This is a genomic window from Curtobacterium sp. MCBD17_030, assembly GCF_003224255.1.
Taxonomy (GTDB): Bacteria; Actinomycetota; Actinomycetes; order Actinomycetales; family Microbacteriaceae; genus Curtobacterium.
The window spans coordinates 92,792-108,086 of the sequence record NZ_QKLI01000006.1 but is presented as its reverse complement, the minus strand read 5'-3'; the positions used below and the strand labels follow the sequence as shown (position 1 = coordinate 108,086).

Annotated in this window: 12 protein-coding genes; 10 read left to right on the top strand and 2 right to left on the bottom strand. The window is 70.5% G+C overall.

Going from position 1 to position 15,295, the window contains the following annotated elements; genetic code table 11:
• Positions 1-49: 49 nt before the first annotated feature.
• The 4 genes from DEI89_RS17645 to DEI89_RS07830 all read left to right on the top strand — a co-directional run bounded on the left by DEI89_RS17645 (position 50) and on the right by DEI89_RS07830 (position 4,750).
• Positions 50-217 (top strand): hypothetical protein, encoded by a 168-nt coding sequence (locus tag DEI89_RS17645; RefSeq protein WP_181421552.1) that lies wholly within the window; start codon positions 50-52, stop codon positions 215-217.
• 198 nt (positions 218-415) lie between these two features.
• Positions 416-2,242 (top strand): ABC transporter ATP-binding protein, encoded by a 1,827-nt coding sequence (locus tag DEI89_RS07840; RefSeq protein ID WP_110903491.1) that lies wholly within the window; start codon positions 416-418, stop codon positions 2,240-2,242.
• Positions 2,243-2,367: 125 nt separating this feature from the next.
• Positions 2,368-4,176: an ABC transporter ATP-binding protein gene (locus DEI89_RS07835; RefSeq protein WP_110903588.1), complete on the top strand. Its 1,809-nt coding sequence runs from the start codon at positions 2,368-2,370 to the stop codon at positions 4,174-4,176.
• 118 nt (positions 4,177-4,294) lie between these two features.
• Entirely contained in the window at positions 4,295-4,750 is a 456-nt protein-coding gene (locus tag DEI89_RS07830) for a DUF805 domain-containing protein (RefSeq protein ID WP_110903490.1), read from the top strand.
• On the opposite strand, the gene DEI89_RS18235 is transcribed toward DEI89_RS07830, so the two are convergent.
• Both DEI89_RS18235 and DEI89_RS07820 read right to left on the bottom strand, forming a co-directional pair.
• Positions 4,747-5,211: an MGMT family protein gene (locus DEI89_RS18235; protein ID WP_110903489.1), complete on the bottom strand. Its 465-nt coding sequence runs from the start codon at positions 5,209-5,211 to the stop codon at positions 4,747-4,749. The two genes, DEI89_RS07830 and DEI89_RS18235, sit on opposite strands and share 4 nt — an antisense overlap.
• The gene (locus DEI89_RS07820; RefSeq protein ID WP_110903587.1) at positions 5,211-5,663 is read right to left on the bottom strand and encodes a GNAT family N-acetyltransferase; all 453 of its coding nucleotides are present in this window, start codon (positions 5,661-5,663) and stop codon (positions 5,211-5,213) included. Before DEI89_RS07820 ends, DEI89_RS18235 begins: the two co-directional genes overlap by 1 nt.
• 106 nt (positions 5,664-5,769) lie before the next feature.
• On the opposite strand from DEI89_RS07820, the gene DEI89_RS07815 reads away from it, so the two are divergent.
• From DEI89_RS07815 to DEI89_RS07790, 6 genes are all read left to right on the top strand, one after another.
• The gene (locus DEI89_RS07815; protein ID WP_110903488.1) at positions 5,770-7,056 is read left to right on the top strand and encodes an ROK family transcriptional regulator; all 1,287 of its coding nucleotides are present in this window, start codon (positions 5,770-5,772) and stop codon (positions 7,054-7,056) included.
• A gap of 181 nt (positions 7,057-7,237) precedes the next feature.
• Positions 7,238-8,596, top strand: a complete 1,359-nt coding sequence (locus tag DEI89_RS07810) for an extracellular solute-binding protein (RefSeq protein ID WP_110903487.1) — start codon at positions 7,238-7,240, stop codon at positions 8,594-8,596.
• A gap of 116 nt (positions 8,597-8,712) precedes the next feature.
• Positions 8,713-9,663 (top strand): carbohydrate ABC transporter permease, encoded by a 951-nt coding sequence (locus tag DEI89_RS07805; RefSeq protein ID WP_110903486.1) that lies wholly within the window; start codon positions 8,713-8,715, stop codon positions 9,661-9,663.
• 68 nt (positions 9,664-9,731) lie between these two features.
• On the top strand, positions 9,732-10,562 hold the full coding sequence (locus tag DEI89_RS07800) for a carbohydrate ABC transporter permease (RefSeq protein WP_181421559.1): 831 nt from the start codon (positions 9,732-9,734) through the stop codon (positions 10,560-10,562).
• A gap of 33 nt (positions 10,563-10,595) precedes the next feature.
• Positions 10,596-13,649 carry a glycoside hydrolase family 38 C-terminal domain-containing protein gene (locus DEI89_RS07795; RefSeq protein ID WP_110903485.1) on the top strand — a complete coding sequence of 1,018 codons (3,054 nt, stop codon included), beginning with the start codon at positions 10,596-10,598 and terminating at the stop codon, positions 13,647-13,649.
• A gap of 286 nt (positions 13,650-13,935) precedes the next feature.
• Positions 13,936-15,252 (top strand): ice-binding family protein, encoded by a 1,317-nt coding sequence (locus tag DEI89_RS07790; RefSeq protein ID WP_110903484.1) that lies wholly within the window; start codon positions 13,936-13,938, stop codon positions 15,250-15,252.
• Positions 15,253-15,295: the final 43 nt, after the last annotated feature.

The window sequence follows — 15,295 nt, the reverse complement described above, 5'->3', positions numbered from 1 at the left end:
GTTGCGTCCTGAGAGCCGCTGCCGATAGTCTGCAAGGCTCCGCGACCTCATGGCTGACGACTTCTCAGGTCGGCAGCACCGCGGGCACGACGGTGACGACGACGAGACTGGAGTGACGATGGACACGACGACCGGCACCACCGCAACGGCTGCCCGGACGCGATCGACGTCCATCGACACGGCCGCTCCCGGCGTCCCGACACCGCCGTCCGCCTAGGCGCACGACCGGCCCCACCCGCCCCACGGGCGACGTCGTCCCAGCGGCGCCGACGGAACCCGAGGGACTCCGCGCGCTGTCGTGGTGCCCGAGCGGGCACCCGGCCGACCAGACCACGCAACGCACCCCGGGCCTCCCGTCCGGTCAGACGCAACCTGACCGCACCTGCGCCCGTACGAAGCACGAGGACGCACACGCATGTCCCAGGTACCCCACCGGGAACCGGCGCCGACACCGGCGCGCCCCTCCACCGCCCGCGCCATCGGGCGCATCTGGCCCTACGTCAAGCCGTACCGATGGCGGTTGTTCGGCGGGATGCTGGCGGCGCTCGGCGCCTCCGTCGTCGCGCTCGTCATCCCCTACGTGCTGCAGGCGCTCGTCGACGGACCGCTCGCGTCCGGTGACGGCAGCCGCATCTGGCCCGCCGGACTCGGCGTGCTCGCGCTCGGCGTCCTCGAGGCGTTCTTCATCGCCTCCCGACGGAAGATGGTCATGCAGCCGTCCACCCGGATCGAGGCGAGCATGCGCAACGCGCTGTACGCGAAGCTGCAGGACCTGCCGGTCGCCTTCCACGACCGGTGGGAGTCCGGGCAGCTGCTGTCCCGATCGGTGTCCGACCTGTCGCTGATCCGCCGATGGCTCGCCTTCGGCATCGTGCTGCTCGTCGTCAACGTCGTGACGATCGTCATCGGGTTCGGTGTCCTGTTCACCTTCGGGTGGCAGCTCGGCCTGATCTTCCTGGTGGCCTCGATCCCGGTCTGGGTGAACAGCGTGCTGTTCGAGCGCAAGTACTCGGTCGTCGCCCGACGCAGTCAGGACCAGGTCGGGGACCTCGCGACCAGCGTCGAGCAGTCGGTGCACGGCATCCGCGTGCTCAAGGCGTTCGGCCGTGGTCGGTACAAGCTCGACGAGTTCGCCGAGCAGGCCGAACAGCTGCGCGGCACCGAGATCGAGAAGGCCAAGGCGATCGCGGCGATCTGGTTCTGGCTGCTGCTCGTGCCGGACGTGGCGTTCGCGCTGTGTCTGCTCGCCGGCATCTGGCTCGCCAGCCAGGGGGAGCTGAGCGTCGGCCAGCTGTTCGCGTTCTTCGCGACGGCGACCGTGCTGCGGTTCCCGATCGAGTCGATCGGCTTCTTCCTGTCGATGACGTTCGACACCCGCACCGCCGTGGACCGGTTCTTCGAGGTCATGGACTCCGAGAACACGATCACGGACCCGGCAGCGCCGAAGACGATCGCAGAACCCCACGGTGCACTCGCCTTCAACGCGACGCACTTCCGCTACCAGGACTCCCCGGCGCAGTTCCCCGACCTGGTGAACGGCGTCGAGCTGCAGCTGCGTCCCGGCGAGACCATGGCGCTCGTCGGCCTCACCGGCTCGGGCAAGACGACCCTGCTGGCGCTCGTCCCGCGGCTGTACGACGTGACCGGGGGATCGGTGACGATCGACGGCGTCGACGTCCGCGACCTGTCCCGCGCCGAGCTCCGTCGGCACGTCGGCGTCGCGTTCGAGGACGCCACCCTGTTCTCGTCGAGCGTGCGGGACAACGTCCTGCTCGGTCGGCCCGACCTGTCCGGGGACGAGGCCGAGCGGGTCATGCGCGAGGCGCTCGACATCGCGCAGGCGTCCTTCGTGGACGACCTGCCCGAGGGCGTCGACACCCGGGTCGGCGAAGAGGGGCTGTCCCTCTCCGGCGGTCAGCGACAGCGCCTGGCGCTCGCCCGGGCCATCGCGGCGCGGCCGAGCGTGCTCGTCCTCGACGACCCGCTGTCCGCGCTCGACGTCGACACCGAGGCACGCGTCGAAGCGGGGCTCCGCCGAGTCCTCGCCGAGACGACCTCACTGATCGTCGCCCACCGCCCGTCCACCGTGACCCTCGCCGACCGCGTGGCACTCATGGAGAACGGCCGCGTCACCGCCGTCGGCACCCACTCGGAGCTGATGGCCACCAACGAGCACTACCGCTTCGTCATCTCGTCGCTCGACGACGACGACGCCGAGGACCGAGAGGAGGCGATGGCATGAGCAACGAGACCGATCACGATCAGCCCCTGACCGTCGACCAGGAACCGACGGGAGGCTCGGTGCCGGTGGCGCAGGTCGGCACCGGCACGCAGGCGGCCGAGGCGGCAGCTCCGGTCACCGCGTCCATCACCGTCCACGGGACACGTGGCGAGGAGCGTGAGGACTTCACGAAGGCCGAGAGCCGTCGGCTGCGCCGCCGGTCACTGACGCTGCTCAGCTCCCTCGCGGCACCGCTCAAGGCCCGGCTCTGGGGCATCGCGGTCGTCGTGGTGCTCTCCACCGGTGGACAGGTCGCCGGCCCGACGCTCATCGCGTGGGGCATCGACAACGCCCTGCCCGCCGTGCTCGACCGTGACGACTGGATGCCGGCGTTCCTCGTCGTCGGGCTGTACATCACCATCGCGATCGTCGGGGCGGTCCTCACCGCCTGGTACACGGTGCTGGCGGCCCGGATCAGTCAGGCGATCCTGTTCGACCTCCGGAAGCGGGTGTTCCTACACACGCAGCGGCTGTCGCTGGAGTTCCACGAGACGTACACGTCGGGGCGGATCATCTCCCGGCAGACGAGCGACCTGGACTCCATCCGGGAGCTGCTCGACTCCGGGTTGAACCAGCTCATCCAGGGTGTCCTGTACATGGTGTTCACCGCGGTGGCGCTGGTGTTCCTCGACCCGACCTCGGGCCTGGTGCTCGCGATCGCCCTGGTGCCGCTGTGGTTCCTGACGCGGTGGTTCCAGCAGCGCTCGCAGCAGCTGTTCCGCTCCACCCGGACGACCAGCGCCCGCGTCATCGTGCACTTCGTCGAGACGATGACCGGCATCCGCGCGGTACAGGCGTTCCGCAAGGAGTCCCGCAACGAGACCGAGTACGGCGTCCAGGTCGAGGCGAACCGGCAGGCGAACGCCCGTGTGTTCAACCTGTTCGGGATCTTCGACCCGGGCCTGGTCCTCATCGGCAACGCCACCCTGGCTGCCGTCGTCATCGTGGGCGGCTTCCGGGTCGTCGGTGGATCACTGGAGATCGGCGCGCTGCTCGCCGTCGCGCTCTACGCCAAGCGGTTCTTCGACCCGGCGCAGGAACTGGCGATGTTCTACAACAGCTACCAATCGGCATCCGCGGCGATGGAGAAGATCTCCGGCGTCCTCGAGGAGCGGCCGAGCGTGCCGGACCCCGCGAAGCCGACGAAGCTGCCCGACGCCCGGGGCCGCATCGACTTCGACCACGTGCAGTTCGCGTACACGGCCGACCGGGTCGTGCTGCCGGAGTTCGACCTGCACATCCCCTCGGGTCAGACGATCGCGCTCGTCGGGTCCACCGGTGCCGGCAAGTCGACGCTCGCGAAGCTGATGGCCCGGTTCTACGACCCGACCTCGGGCACCGTGACCCTGGACGGCGTGGACCTGCGGGACCTCGATCCGAAGGACATGCGCCGCGCCATCGTGATGGTGACGCAGGAGGCGTACCTGTTCTCGGGTTCCGTCGCGGACAACATCGAGCTCGGTCGACCGGGAGCCTCCCGAGCGGAGATCGAGTCGGCGGCGAAGGCCGTCGGCGCGCACGAGTTCATCATGGCGCTGCCGGACGGGTACGACACCGACGTCAACAAGCGCGGTGGCCGGGTGTCGGCCGGGCAGCGCCAGCTGCTGTCGTTCGCCCGGGCGTTCCTCGCCGACCCGAAGGTGCTCATCCTCGACGAGGCCACGGCGTCGCTCGACATCCCCTCGGAGCGCCTGGTGCAGGAGGGCCTCGAGACCCTGCTCGCCGACCGCACCGCGGTGATCATCGCGCACCGACTGTCCACCGTCGCGATCGCCCACCGGGTGCTCGTGATGGAGTACGGCCGCATCGTCGAGGACGGCACGCCCGCCGACCTCATCGCGGGCACCGGACGGTTCGCCCAGCTGCACGCGGCCTGGCGGGACTCGCTGGTCTGACGACCGCTGCGCTTCGCGCCCCGCCACGCACATCGCGCCCCGCTCCGACGGGGCGCGATGTGCGTCCGGGGGCGCGTCCCGTCCGGAGTCCGGCGGGACGGCGTGGTTGGGTGGGGGGATGAGCGACAACGACGTGCAGCCGGGCGGTGTCGCCCTCCGCGATCCCCTCTACGGCGCGCCCTTCGCCGAGGCCGTCCGACGGTTCTGGCGGAAGTACACCGTGTTCACCGGCCGGGCCTCGCGCTCCGAGTTCTGGTGGTGGTGGCTGACCTCGTTCGCGATCGGTCTGGTGCTGCAGCTCGTGCCGCAGGTCTTCACCCCCGACGCGCCGCTGCTCGAGAACCCCGTCGGGTCCTACCTGTTCGTGCTCTGGGCGCTGATCACCCTCATCGGCGGGCTGGCACTCGGCGCTCGGCGGCTGCACGACGCGAACCTGTCCGGGTTCTGGCAGTTCCTGCACGTGCTGCCGGGCATCGGGTCGCTCGCGCTGTTCGTGATGTTCCTGCTGCCGCCGAACGCGAAGGGCACCCGGTTCGACCTCCGGCCCGGCGTGACGGCCGGCGGACGCCTCTAGTCCGACCAGCCGTCGTCGGCCGACCAGCCGTCGTCGGTCGGTGACCAGCGCGCGCGGGGCATGTCGATCCTCCAGGAGGCGTCGTCCCGCGACCACCGCAGGGGCGTGCCCTCGGCTCGGTGGTGCTCCAGCGCACGCGCCTCGTGGTGGACCGGCGGCAGCCCGCCGGAACGGACGACCCGCCACCACGGCAGATCCGAGCCCTCGTGCGCCATCACCTTGCCGACCGCGCGGGAGGCCCGCGAGCCGAGCACCGCGGCGACGTCCCCGTAGGTCATCACGTGCCCGGGCGGGATGGACCGGACGACCGCGGCGACCTGGGCACCGAAGTCGGCGGCACCCGGAACGGCTGGCTCCGGACCTGCTGGCGCCGGATCGGCAGGCGCCGGATGTGCTGGCGCCCGATCGGCTGGCTCCGGAACGCCGGCTGCCGACCGGGAGGCGCGGGGCCGCGCCGGCACTACAGCGTCAGGGCCGCGAAGTGGTCGCCGTACTGCGTCTCACCCACGACGGTGAAGCCGATGGCCTCGAAGAACGCCTCGGGGCTGCCGGTGCCCGGCTCGTAGACGACGGTGAGGCGCTCGAAGCCGCGCTTGCGGGCCTCCTCCGCCAGCCCGTGGACGGCGAAACGACCGACCCCGCGCCCCTGCGCGTTGGCCGCGACGTTGACACGCCAGATGCAGCTGCGGAGTTCCTCCTGCGCGTTCTCGGCGTCGAAGCTGCCGATGATGAGGCCCACGACCTCGTCCCCGTCGAGGACCACGCGGGGCCAGGAGGCGCTCGGCTTGACGTCCGACTCGGCCTGCGCGTACGAGGTGGGCTGGACGAACTGCTCCTGCCCCGGCTTCAGCGTCAGCGAGTTGGCCGCGGCGGCGGTCGCTGCGGAGAGTTCTTCGAGGCGGAGGTCCGTCATGTCGGTCAGGGTAACGGTGCAGGCGGGTGAGAAGCCAGCGATCGGTCCGGTGACGGTCACCCCGTGCGCGTCGCACCGCGCATGTCACCGGCGGTATGGTCGCCAGATGGCGGAGCATCGGCGCGGGGCGAACCTGCCGTCGTTGGGCGGGTTCAACCGCACGGTCGTGCTCGACGCCGTCCGCCGGTCCCGGGACGGCCTGAGCCGCGTCGAGCTCGCCGCGCGGACCGGCCTCAGTCCGCAGACAGTCTCGAACGTCACCCGGTTCCTCATCGACGCCGGCATGATCGTCGAGTCCGGCACGGTCGTGGCGGGTCGGGGCAAGCCGCGCACGATCCTCCGACTGGAGGCCCGCAGCCGGTTCGCCGTGGGGGTGCACGTCGATCCCGCGGTCGTCACCTACGTGCTGCTCGACCTGGCGGGTGCGGTCGTCGCCGAGGCCACCACCTCGACCCCGAACGCCGAGGACCCGGACCAGGTCGTCCGGACGATGGCGGCCGCGGTCGACGGGCTGGTCCGCCGCTCCGGGGTCGCGCCCGACAGCGTGCTCGGCGTCGGCATCGCCTCGCCGGGGCCGATCGACGCGGCGGCCGGCGTCGTGCTCGACCCGCCGTTCCTGCCCCGGTGGCGGGACGTCGCGCTCCGGGACGCCCTGGGTCACGCCACCGGCTACCCGGTGCTCCTCGAGAAGGACGTCACGGCGGCGGCCGTCGGCGAGATGTTCCTCGAGCGGGGTGCGGCGGCCCGCGACTTCGCCTTCGTGTACTTCGGCACCGGGTTCGGGGTCGGGCTCGTCATCGACCACGAGCCCGTCCGCGGATCCGGGGCGAACGCGGGCGACGCCGGGCACATCATGGTCGACCAGGGGCCCCTCGCCGGGAACGGCGACGGAGACGGCACGCGCGGTGAGGTCGGGGCGACGGTGATGCCCGACCGCCTGGTGCGGATCGCGGTCGAGCGGGGGATCGCCCTGGGCGACGGAGTCCCCGTCGCCGGGACGGCTGCTGCCGACGGTGCCGACATCGCGGTCGACCTGGCGGCGGTCGACCGGGCGTGGGACGCACTCGCCGCAGCGATCGCGGCGGAGGACCCGGCGGCGCAGGCCCTCGCGGCCGAGATCGGCACCGTGATGGGGCGGGCCGTCGTCGTCATCGTGAACCTGCTCGACCTCGACCGGGTGGTGTTCGGCGGACCGTTCTGGTCGCGGATCAGCAGCGCGGCCCTCCCGGCTGCCACCGCGGCGATCGCTGGCTCGCCGATCCTGGTGCCGAAACACCCGGTCACCGTCGTCGAGAGCCGACGGGGGACCGACGTGGCCGCGGTCGGGGCGGCCTGCCTGGTGCTCGACGCTGCCCTGTCGCCGCGAGCGAGCACGATGCTCATCGCCCACTGATCGGCTGCCGCCCGCGCGGCTGCCGCCTGTGGGGCTGCGCCCGGACCGTCGCGCGGGCTGCAGGTCACGAACCGGGCGCACTTTGCGCCCATGTCTTGACAACGTTTAAGTCCATACGGTGGACTAACTGCGCAACGCGGGCAACGGAGTCCGCGACCTTCACCCGTGCAAAGGAGCACCGATGAAACGCACCCGCATCATCGCCGGACTCGCAGCCGTGGCAGTCGCCGCAGTGGGTCTCGCAGGCTGCTCGAGCTCGGGGTCCGCCTCGAGTGACACCATCAAGATCGCGTACCAGAAGTTCGGCGCCTTCCAGCAGCTCGACGCCCAGATGAAGGTCGTCAAGAAGGAGTACGAGAAGGCGAACCCGGGCAAGAAGGTCACGCTCGTCCCGATCCAGGCGCAGGAGGGCGACTACGCCACCAAGCTCGCGCTGATGAACAAGGCGCCCGCCACCGCACCCGACGTCATGTACGAGGACACGTTCCTCGTCAAGGCGGACGCGGAGGCCGGGTACCTGCTGCCGCTCGACGAGTACACGGCGAAGTGGGACGAGTGGGACCAGTTCTTCGACAACGCCAAGCAAGCCGGGGAGGGCGAGGACGGCAAGACCTACGGCGTCCCGATGGGCACCGACACCCGTGCCCTCTGGTACAACAAGGACATCTTCAAGGAGGTCGGCCTGCCCGTTCCGTGGCAGCCCAAGACCTGGGACGACGTGCTCGCTGCCGCCAAGACGATCAAGGACGAGAAGCCCGACCTGATCCCCTTCAACATGTACTCGGGCAAGGCGCAGGGCGAAGCGTCCACCATGCAGGGCTTCGAGATGCTCCTGTACGGCGCGGACGGCCCCGGCAACACGCTCTACCAGGACAAGAAGTGGGTCACGGGCTCGAAGCAGTTCCAGGACTCGCTGCAGTTCGTGAAGGACGTCTACCAGGGCGGCCTCGGCCCGACACCGCAGCAGGCACTCGACACCAACGTCGGCACGACCATCACGCAGACGTGGCTGCCGAAGGGAAAGCTCGCGATCGACCTCGACGGCTCGTGGCAGTCCGGCACGTGGCTGAAGACCGGCACCGCCCCGTGGGCCGAGTGGAACGACGTGATGGGTCAGGCACCGATGCCGACGCAGAACGGGCAGGCCCCGGGCTACAACAGCATGTCGGGAGGCTGGACGCTCGCGGTCGGGGCGAAGTCGAAGAACCCCCAGGCGGCGTTCGACTTCATCACCAGCTTCCTCGACAAGGACGGCTCGTTGCAGTACGACTCCGAGAACAGCCAGATCGCGGTGCGCAAGGACGTCGCCGCCGACCCCGAGTACACCGGCGCGAACCCGACGTTCAAGTTCTTCTCGGGTCTGGTGGAGAACACCAACTTCCGCCCCGCGACGAGTGACTACTCGCAGATCTCGAACGCCATCCAGGTCGCCATGGAGTCGGTGATGACCGGCCAGCAGTCGCCGAAGGAAGCCGCCGCCGCCTACGACGATGCCGTGGTCGGCGTCGTCGGCAAGGAGAACACGGTCTCCGCGCGCTGACGCGTCCGTCCGGTCCGACGCGACCGTGTGACGGACGGGAGGCGCGGTGCGAGCCCGCACCGCGCCTCCCGTCCGTCCCCACTCATCACCGTGAGCTGTCCTGGAAGGCACCCAGCATGACCAGCACTCCCCTCGCGCCGGTGGTCCCGGCGCCCGGTGCGCCGAGACGCACCGACCCTCCCGTCCCTCGGAAGCGCAAGCCGCTCCGCAACGTCGGCCGAGCCGTCCCGCTCCTGCCGGCAGTCGTCCTCCTCCTCGTCTTCCTGCTCGGCCCCGTGATCTCGTCGTTCTACGGGTCGTTCACGAACTCCGCGTTGACCGGAGCCGGCGCGGCCGACCAGCAGTTCATCGGGTTGCAGAACTACGTCGACCTGTTCCAGGACAAGGACTTCCCGAAGTCCGTCATCCTGACGGTGGTGTTCCTGCTCGCCTCGGCGGTCGTGGGACAGAACGTGCTCGGACTCGGTCTGGCGCTCCTCATGCGGTCGGCGAACAAGGTCGTCCGCTCGATCGTCGGCACCTTCGTCGTCGCGGCGTGGGTCCTGCCCGAGATCGTCGCGTCCTTCGCGGCGTACGCGTTCTTCAACGACGAGGGCACGCTGAACTCGTTCCTGGCGGTCTTCGGGATCACCGGTGCGAACTGGCTCTACACGTACCCGATGGTCGCGATCATCCTGGCGAACATCTGGCGCGGCACCGCGTTCTCGATGCTCGTCTACTCCGCCGCCGTGCAGGAGGTCCCCGAGGAGATCACCGAGTCCGCCGAGGTGGACGGCGCCACCGGGTGGCAGCGACTCGTGTACATCACGCTGCCGGTGATCCGCCGGAGCATCTCCACGAACCTCATGCTGACGACGCTGCAGACGCTGTCGGTCTTCACCCTCATCTTCGTGATGACCGGTGGCGGGCCGGGCACCAACTCCTCGACGCTGCCGATCCTGGCGTACCAGGAGGCGTTCAAGTTCTCGCAGCTCGGCTTCGGGACCGCGATCGCGACCATCCTGCTCGTGGTGGGGGCGGTCTTCTCGATCATCTACATCAGAGCGCTCAAGCCGGAGGTGGACTGATGGCCATCACAGCCCCGTCCCTCGACCAGACCACGACCCGTTCGATCACCGCGCCGGGGTCCCTGCACATGACCTCGCCCCGAGGTCGGACGATGCGGTGGGTGTCGAACGTCGTGCTGCTCGTCATCGCGGTCTGCTTCGCGGTGCCGCTCCTGTGGCTCGTGTTCGCCTCGTTCGACGCGCAGGCGTCGCTGTCGGTGAAGCTGCCGTCGCAGTTCACGCTGGGCAACTTCACGACGGTGCTCACCCCGGAGCTGTCGTTCATCCCGCTCGGCAACAGCCTGCTGCTCTCCGGCGGGACGGCGGTCGTCACGGTCGTCGTCGCGATCCTCGCCGCGTACCCGCTGTCCCGGTACAAGATGCGCGTCAACAAGCCGTTCCTGTACAGCATCCTGTTCGGCACCGGCCTGCCGATCACCGCGATGATGGTGCCCGTCTACGCGCTGTTCGTGTCGCTCAACCTCATCGACAACGTCTACGGCTGCATCTTCTTCCTCGCCGCGACCAGCCTGCCGATGGCGATCTGGATGGCGAAGAACTTCATGGACGCGGTCCCGATCTCGCTCGAGGAAGCGGCCTGGACCGACGGGGCGTCGATGTTCACGACGCTGTGGCGGATCGTCATCCCACTGATGCGACCGGGCATCGCCGTGGTGTTCATCTTCGTGTTCATCCAGGCGTGGGGGAACTTCTTCGTCCCCTTCGTCCTGCTGCTCTCGCCCGACAAGGTGCCCGCCGCGGTGAGCATCTTCAACTTCTTCGGGCAGAACGGGGCGGTGGCCTACGGGCAGCTCGCCGCGTTCTCGATCGTCTACTCCGTGCCCGTCATCGCGCTCTACGTGCTCGTGTCGCGAGGCCTCGGCGGCGGCAACGCCCTCGCCGGCGGCATCAAGGGCTGACCGAACTCCACCGCTGGGAAGGAACCCATCTCCATGCACCAGGACGAACCCCTCGTCGAGGCCCGGATCGCGCGACTCGTGCGGGACCGCGTCGACCCGAACGTCCACCGCCGGGCATCGCCGGTCACGATCGAGGCGTGGCAGGTCCCGGACGAACCCGTGCCCTTCGCCGAGGCCGTGACCCAGCACTACGAACCGTTCACCGTCGGCTCCCCGTGGGGCGGTCGGCCCTGGGGCACCACCTGGTTCCGGGTGACCGGCACCGTCCCGGCCGACTTCGGCACCGCCGAGGGCACCACCGCCGAGCTGCACGTCGACCTCGGGTTCACCAAGCGCCAGGCCGGGTTCCAGGCCGAGGGGCTCGCCTGGCGTCCGGACGGCTCCACGATCAAGGCCATCGAGCCGCGCAACGACAGCGTCCCGCTGCAGGTCGCCCCGGGGGAGTCGTTCGAGCTGTACATCGAGGCCGGCGCCAACCCGGACATCGGCGGTGACTCGTTCCAGGGTGCCACCCCGCTCGGCTCCAAGCACACCGCGGGCGACGCCCCGATCTACCGGCTCCGCGCGCTCGAGGTCGTCGAACGGGACGACACCGTGTGGGAGCTGCAACAGGACCTGTGGGTGCTCCGCGGGCTGATGGCGGAACTGCCGACCGACGGCACCCGCGGTGCCGACGTCCTCCGGGTGCTCGAACGGGCCGCGGACGCGCTCGACCCCGACGACGTCGCCGGGACCGCCGCCGACGCGCGTGCCGTCCTGGCCGGGGCGCTCGCCGTCCCCGCCAGCGGCTCGGCGCACCGGGCCATCGCCGTCGGACACGCACACATCGACTCCGCCTGGCTCTGGCCGGTGCGCGAGACGAAGCGCAAGTGCGCCCGGACCTTCTCGAACGTGCTCGACCTGATGGACCGGGACTCCGACTTCACCTTCGCGTGCTCGTCGGCACAGCAGTACGCGTGGATGCGCGACGAGTACCCCGAGGTCTTCGCGCGCATCAAGCAGCGCGTCGCCGAGGGCCGGTGGATCCCGGTCGGCGGCATGTGGGTCGAGTCCGACACGAACCTGCCCGGCGGCGAGGCCCTGGCCCGCCAGTTCGTCGCCGGCAAGCGGTTCTTCCTCGAGGAGTTCGGGGTGGACACCCCCGAGGCATGGCTCCCCGACTCGTTCGGCTACACGGGCGCGCTGCCGCAGATCGTCCGGGCCGCGGGGTCGAAGTGGTTCGTCACGCAGAAGCCGTCGTGGAACGAGACGAACGTCATCCCGCACACCTCGTTCCTCTGGGAGGGCATCGACGGCTCCCGCGTCCTCACCCACCTGCCCCCGGCAGACACGTACAACTCGGACGTCTCGCCCGCCGACCTGCACCGTGGGGAGCGGAACAACAAGGAGCGCGGCGTCGCGAACACCTCGATGCTGCTCTACGGCTTCGGTGACGGTGGTGGTGGTCCCACCCGCGAGATGGTCGCCGCGGCGCATCGGCAGCACGACCTGGACGGCTCACCCCGGGTCGAACTCGGGACACCGGCGCGGGTGTTCGAGGAGCTCGAGCGCGCCCTGCCCACGCCCGGTGTGTGGTCCGGCGAGATGTACCTGGAGTTCCACCGCGGCACCTACACGTCGCAGATCCGCACGAAGCAGGGCAACCGCCGCTCCGAGCACCTGCTCCGCGAGGCCGAACTCTGGGCGACGACGGCCGCCGTGCGCCTCGGCCGGGAGTACCCGTACGACGCGCTCGACTCGGCCTGGCACACCGTGCTCCTGCAGCAGTTCCACGACATCCTGCCCGGCTCGTCGATCGCCTGGGTCTACGAGAACGCCGAGGCCGAGTACGCCCGGATCGCCGCGGTGCTCGAGGAGCTGATCGGCACCGCGACGACGGCCCTCGCCACCGGTGGCGCGGGTCCGGACAGCGGCGTGGACCGGCCGGGAGGCTCGACCTCCGCCGCCTCGCACGTCCGGTTCAACGCGTCCCCGGTCCTCGCCGACGGGGTCCGCGCGCTGGGGGCCGAGCCGGTCGACGCGGCGCGCGCCGTGCCTCCCGTCCGCGACGGCGACCGCTTCGTCTTCGACACCGGCGTCGTCGTCGCCACCGTCGACGCCGACGGACACGTCGTCTCGCTCGTCGACCGCGGCACCGGCCGCGACGCCGTCGCGCCGGGGGAAGCCGCCGCCGAGTACACCGTCTTCCGTGACACCCCGAACCAATGGGAGGCGTGGGACATCGACCGCGCCTACCAGCGGCACGGGTCGGTGCTGCAGGCGACGAGCGTCACCGTCGAGGGGGAGGCGCTCGTCGTGGTCCGCCCGTTCGGCCGCTCCACCGTCACCACCCGCTACACGGCGACCGAGGGGCAGCCGGAGCTCGTCGTCGAGACCGAGGCCGACTGGCACGAGCAGCAGAAGCTCCTCAAGCTGTCGTTCCCGCTCGACCTCAAGGCCGACCAGGCCTCGAGTGAGATCCAGTTCGGGCACATCGACCGGCCGACGCACCAGAACACCTCGTGGGACTTCGCCCGGTTCGAGACGAGCGCCCACCGCTGGGTGCACGTCGCCGAGCCGGGGTTCGGCGTCGCGATCGCGAACGACTCCACCTACGGGCACGACGTCACGCGGCGGACCCGTGCAGACGGAGGCACCACGACGCAGGTGCGCGAGTCGCTGGTGCGCGGGCCGAAATTCCCCGACCCCGAGGCCGACCAGGGCCACCACGTGTTCCGCACGGTCCTGCGCGTCGGTGCCTCGGTGCTCGACGCCGCGGACTCCGGGTACCGGCTGAACCTGCCGGTGCGGGCCGTTCCCGGTGACACGGTCGTGGAACCGCTCGTCTCGGTGTCGTCGCCGCAGGTGTTCGTCGAGGCCGTGAAGCTCGCCGAGGACCGCTCGGGCGACGTCGTCGTGCGGCTGTACGAAGCACTCGGCGGCCGGGCGACCGACGTCGGCGTCGACTTCGGCTTCGACGTCGCCGGGGTGACCCGGGTCGACCTGCTCGAACGACCACTCGACGACGGTTCCCGGGACGACGGCGAACCGGTCGTCCTGACGATGCGCCCGTTCGAGCTCGTCACCCTGCGGGTCCGACGGGCCTGACCGGGCGGGGGACCGCGACGCCGGGCGAGGCTTTGGGTGCACTCGTCCGGCGTCGCTCCTGCGGGGGTACGGCGGCCCGTCGCCACGCCGACCCCACTACTGGGGGTGCGGATGCGCCTGGGTCCGCCTTCCAGACTGCTCAGGCTGGGAGTCCGGCGGGTAGACAGAGCGTTTTCAGGCGATCGCCCCTGATCAGAGCGCCTGGAGTGCATACTGCGACGACGGAGATCATGCGCCCGTCGTCGACGATCGCACTGTGCCTCTCCCTCTCAGTCAGGTGTCTCCCATGGCGACGTCCCCGTTCCTCCGCAGAGTCCTGACGGGTGGTGCCGTGCTCGGTCTCTCGGCGTCGCTCGTCCTCATGGCGACCTCCGCCGCCTCCGCCGCGACGGAGATCGACGGGCCCGTGAAGCTCGGGACTGCGGCGACCTACGGGGTGCTCGCCAGCCAGGCCATCACCAACACCGGACCGACCGTCGTCAACGGCGACCTCGGCGGTCCCCCCAGCTCCAAGATCAGCGGGTTCGGTGGACTGCCGAACGGCCTGGTCACGGGCACCGTCCGCACCCCGACCGAAGCGGCGCTGGCGCAGCAGGACGCTCGGAACGCCTTCAACGTGGCGGCTTCCCTCACGCCGACCGGTGTCGACGTCAGCAACCTCGACAACGTCGGGACCCTCGTGCCGGGCGTCTACTCGGGTGGCGCACTCAACCTGTCGGACAACAACACGCTCACGCTGAACGGCAACGCCCAGTCGACCTGGGTGTTCCAGGCAGCCTCGTCGTTGGTCGTCGGGACGAACACGCGGATCCTCATCACCGGTGGGGCGAGCTCCTGCAACGTGTTCTGGCAGGTCGGCAGCTCGGCCACCATCCAGACCAGCTCGCAGTTCCAGGGCACCGTCCTCGCGAGGACGTCCGTGACCGCGGTCACCGGCGCGACCGTCCAGGGCCGCCTGATCGCGCTCGACGCCGCCGTGACGCTCGACACGAACACGATCACCCCGGCGCAGAGCTGCCCGCCGCCCACGACGCCCACCCCGACCGTGGCACCCTCGATCACCTCCGGCACGCCGACGGCCGCGACCACCGGACAGCCCTACAGCTACACCGTGACCGCCACCGGGACGCCGACGCCGACCTTCACCGCGACGGGGCTGCCCGCCGGTCTGACGATCGACAGCACCACCGGCGTCATCTCGGGCACCCCGACCGCCACGGGTTCCTCGACCGTGACGATCACCGCCTCGAACGGCACCGGACCGGCCGACACCCAGGTCGTCACGGTCCGCGTCGTGGCGCCGACACCGACCCCCACGCCGACGCCGACCCCCACGCCCACGCCGACCCCGACCGCTCCGGTCCCCTCGCCGACGCCCACCACCCCGGCACCGACACCGACTGCTGGCACGTCCGTCGGCACGACCCCGACCGACAGCCCGACCACCGCAGGCGTGGTCTCCGGCAACGGCCGGACGCCGACCGGGACCTTGGCCTTCACCGGCAGTGACCCGACGGTCCCGCTCGGAATCGCCGGAGTGCTGCTGGCTGCCGGCATCGGCCTGACCGTCGTCGCCCGCCGTCGTCGCGCAGCCCGCGTCTGACGCCGGGTCACACCACCCGCACCACACACGGCACCGCTCGTCT

Excerpts from the sequence above, each read along its gene's own strand:
- DEI89_RS07840 (WP_110903491.1), top strand. The coding sequence starts at position 416 with ATGTCCCAGGTACCCCACCGGGAACCGGCGCCGACACCGGCGCGCCCC.
- DEI89_RS07815 (WP_110903488.1), top strand. The coding sequence starts at position 5,770 with ATGGCGGAGCATCGGCGCGGGGCGAACCTGCCGTCGTTGGGCGGGTTC.
- DEI89_RS07810 (WP_110903487.1), top strand. The coding sequence starts at position 7,238 with ATGAAACGCACCCGCATCATCGCCGGACTCGCAGCCGTGGCAGTCGCC.
- DEI89_RS07800 (WP_181421559.1), top strand. The coding sequence starts at position 9,732 with ATGACCTCGCCCCGAGGTCGGACGATGCGGTGGGTGTCGAACGTCGTG.
- DEI89_RS07820 (WP_110903587.1), bottom strand. The coding sequence starts at position 5,663 with ATGACGGACCTCCGCCTCGAAGAACTCTCCGCAGCGACCGCCGCCGCG.
- DEI89_RS07830 (WP_110903490.1), top strand. The coding sequence starts at position 4,295 with ATGAGCGACAACGACGTGCAGCCGGGCGGTGTCGCCCTCCGCGATCCC.
- DEI89_RS17645 (WP_181421552.1), top strand. The coding sequence starts at position 50 with ATGGCTGACGACTTCTCAGGTCGGCAGCACCGCGGGCACGACGGTGAC.
- DEI89_RS07795 (WP_110903485.1), top strand. The coding sequence starts at position 10,596 with ATGCACCAGGACGAACCCCTCGTCGAGGCCCGGATCGCGCGACTCGTG.
- DEI89_RS07805 (WP_110903486.1), top strand. The coding sequence starts at position 8,713 with ATGACCAGCACTCCCCTCGCGCCGGTGGTCCCGGCGCCCGGTGCGCCG.
- DEI89_RS07790 (WP_110903484.1), top strand. The coding sequence starts at position 13,936 with ATGGCGACGTCCCCGTTCCTCCGCAGAGTCCTGACGGGTGGTGCCGTG.